This window comes from Microbacterium sp. (assembly GCF_030149085.1).
Classification (GTDB): Bacteria; Actinomycetota; Actinomycetes; order Actinomycetales; family Microbacteriaceae; genus Microbacterium.
Genome location: NZ_JASBSF010000215.1, coordinates 1 through 3086 on the forward strand (window position 1 = coordinate 1; position 3086 = coordinate 3086).

Here is a 3086-nt window from a genome sequence, read left to right on the forward strand (position 1 = left end):
ACGAGGTTCTTCGACAGGTCGACGTGCAGGTCGGCAAGCGGATGACTCATCCGCTCGACCCGGCCGGGGTCGGCGGCGAACCAGGCACGCAGATCCGGGGCGAACCCGGATGCGGCGTCGGTGAGGGCGGACCAGGCAGGCGTGGTTGTCGGATCGACGGGTGCGTTCACTCGTCACACGCTACCGAACCGCAGCACCCACGTCAGGAGCGGCAGCCGTGAGTTAGCCCCGCGCCGCGCATCCATTACCCGAGCGCGTCGAGGAAGCCGTTCGTGTACGACAGCGAGGCGGTGCCGCTGGTCACCGAGTTACAGGTGATCGAGACCCACGGGGTCGGCGGCGAACAGGGCACGTCTCGATCGAGGGACCAGAAGTGGATGCCGGCGAGCCCTGAGGTCTTCGCGTAAGCGGCGACGGTCTGAACATCCGCGAGGGTGAAGATCTCATCGCGCACGTCATTCATCCCGATCATCGGGGTCAGCTCGATCTTGTTCGCCGGGATCGCATAGGTGTGTTGGAGATTCTTTGTCGCCTGGATCGCCGAGGCTCCCATGTCACATAGTCCGCCGCGGACAACGCACACGCCCGAACCCGCGGCGCCGTAATCCATCACCATGAGGTTGACGGTGTAGTTGCGCAGTCCCGATGCCAGAATCGCGCGCACTGTCGTGTCGCCGGTCGCGTTGAGGCCGCCGTGACTGCCGTCGCTAGCGGCGAGAGTTGCGAGGGTGAACGAGAACCGCAGGTCCGGGTAGGCCTGCTGGACGCCGACAGCAGACGCAACAAGATCACGGATGTCGGCCGCAGACTGCCCGGATTCGATATCGAAGTCGATGCCGATCAAGTGATCTGACGCGTACCTCTCGATGAACGTGGTCATTCCCGCAGCCGAGGAGCAGTGGAAGGCTCCCGCCGCCCCTCCCGTGGAAACGATGTAGTCGACGCCTGCCACCTCAAGCGCGGGAATGTTGGCGTCGGCGAAAGCCTGGGCAGCGACACCACCCCAGTTCTCGCTCCCGCATGTTCCGGTCGCGAAAGCCAAGGTGACGGCATCCAGATCTGTGGCGCTGCTGCCGAGCAGCCCGCCGGCACCCACGAGCGGCCGGGATGAGCCGCCGACGGCGGTTCCCATCGCGTAGGTATTCCAGTTCATGCCGACCGTGACGTCCTTGTACGGGCTGAAGACGAACTCCGGCGGGAGTCCCGGGGTTCCCGAAGGGCTCGGCGTCGGCGTTGGTGAGGGCGTAGCGGTGCGCGTCGGCGTGGGCGTGGGTGTCGGAGTCAGCGTTGGCGTAGCGGTCGGAGTGGGGGTGGGCGTCGCACCGCACGAACCGAGCGACGTCCACGGCTGGCCCGTCCCGGTGACGCCGTTGTGCGTAGCCGGGTCATCACCGCGCGTCCACCAATTCGCCCGATAGAGGATGCCGCTGCGCGTTGCCGTGTTTCCTGCGACGTAGATCGTCCCTGCGCTCCAGGTTGCAACTGTGCAGGAAGCTGTCGGCGTCGGGCTCGGGGATGGGGTCGTCGGAGCGGGGGTTACCGTCGGTGTGGGGGTTACCGTCGGTGCGGGTGGCACGGCACCGCACGCGCCCAGGGAGGTCCACGGCTGGCCCGTTCCCGTGACGCCGTTGTGGGTGACCGGGTCATCCCCTCGCGTCCACCAGTTCGCGCGGTACTGGATGCCGTTCTTGCTGGCCGTGTCACCCCCGACGTACGTGGCACTCGACGACCACGTGGGAGCGCAGGAGACGGCATCCGATCGTGTCGCCGGGACGAGTGCCAGCCAGACCCCCAGCACCATCCCCACGGCGGCGAGAATCGCAAGTCCCGGGCGGGCGAATCGAACGATCATGGGGTCCTCTCGGGTGCGGACGCTGATGCAGAGATGAATGTCGCGAGCCACACGCTATCGACGGCGCATCGGGGTAGACATCGACGACACGATGAGAATCTCCTCACGTTGTAGCGGTGCGAGGATGGACCCATGACCCGCATCGGAACCAGCGACCTCGACGTCTTCCCGCTCTGCCTCGGTGGCAACGTTTTCGGCTGGACAGCGGACCGCGATGAGAGCTTCGCGATCCTCGACGCCTTCACCGACGGAGGCGGCGACTTCGTCGATACCGCCGATGGATACAGCGCGTGGGTTCCGGGCAACGCCGGCGGCGACAGCGAACGGATCATCGGCGCCTGGCTCGCCGCCCGTCCATCCGCACAGCTGACCATCGCAACCAAGGTCAGCCGCCACCCCGACTTCCCGGGCCTGAAGAACATCCGCGGTGCCGCCGAGGCGTCGCTGGAGCGCCTCGGCATCGACACCATCGACCTGTACTACGCGCACTACGACGATCCCGAGGTTCCACTCGCCGAAGCTGTAGCCACCTTCGGCAAGCTCGTCGATGACGGCCTTGTTCGCACGATCGGGCTGTCGAACTTCACGCCCGAACGCATCCGCGAATGGATGCTGACCGCAGCCGACCTCGGCGTTGCTCGGCCCGTCGCTCTGCAGCCCCACTACAACCTCGTGCACCGCTTCGAGGTCGAGAGCGAGCTGGCTCCGATCGCCGACGAGTTCGAGCTCGGCATCCTGCCGTACTACGCCCTCGCCAGCGGTTTCCTCACGGGCAAGTACCGATCACCGGATGCCGAGGACGGCGCGTCACCTCGCGCCAAGGGAGCCGCGAAGTACGCGACGCCACAGGGGCTGCAGGTCCTGCACGTCTTGGAGCGGATCGCCACGGCCCACGCGAGCACGATGGCGGCGGTGTCGCTGGCGTGGCTGCGCGACCAGCCGCACGTTGTCGCCCCGATCGCGAGCGCCTCGCGCGTCGAGCAGGTAGCCGACCTCCTCGCCAGCGCGACGCTGCAGCTCACCGACGACGAGCTCGACGAGCTCAGCGTCGTCTCGGAGTGGACCCCCACCGATATCTGAGCCGAGCTCTCAACGGTCTCAGGTCGCCTCTGCGCCTCAGCGCCAAGCGCGAGAGGTCGCACCACGCCCGGGCGCGCGGGGCGCGGGCGGCGGGTGGCGACCCCGCGCGGGGGACCGGGGTGCGTTCTGGGGGGCGGGGCGCGGTCCCGCGCCC

General features: G+C 67.6%; 2 protein-coding genes and 1 pseudogene. 1 reads left to right on the forward strand and 2 read right to left on the reverse strand.

Going from position 1 to position 3086, the window contains the following annotated elements; all coding sequences use genetic code 11:
• Both Q1V87_RS08650 and Q1V87_RS08655 read right to left on the reverse strand, forming a co-directional pair.
• Positions 1-170, reverse strand: a pseudogene (locus Q1V87_RS08650) (glucose-6-phosphate isomerase); the annotation flags it as partial.
• 74 nt (positions 171-244) lie between these two features.
• On the reverse strand, positions 245-1852 hold the full coding sequence (locus Q1V87_RS08655) for a carbohydrate-binding protein (protein WP_300591731.1): 1608 nt from the start codon (positions 1850-1852) through the stop codon (positions 245-247).
• Between the two features lie 132 nt (positions 1853-1984).
• Here Q1V87_RS08655 and Q1V87_RS08660 point away from each other — a divergent pair, with 132 nt between their 5' ends.
• A complete protein-coding gene (locus Q1V87_RS08660) occupies positions 1985-2932 on the forward strand; it encodes an aldo/keto reductase (RefSeq protein WP_300591733.1) in 948 nt (315 codons plus the stop codon).
• Positions 2933-3086: the final 154 nt, after the last annotated feature.

Coding starts and splice junctions, on each gene's coding strand:
- Q1V87_RS08660 (WP_300591733.1), top strand. CDS start 1,985: ATGACCCGCATCGGAACCAGCGACCTCGACGTCTTCCCGCTCTGCCTC.
- Q1V87_RS08655 (WP_300591731.1), bottom strand. CDS start 1,852: ATGATCGTTCGATTCGCCCGCCCGGGACTTGCGATTCTCGCCGCCGTG.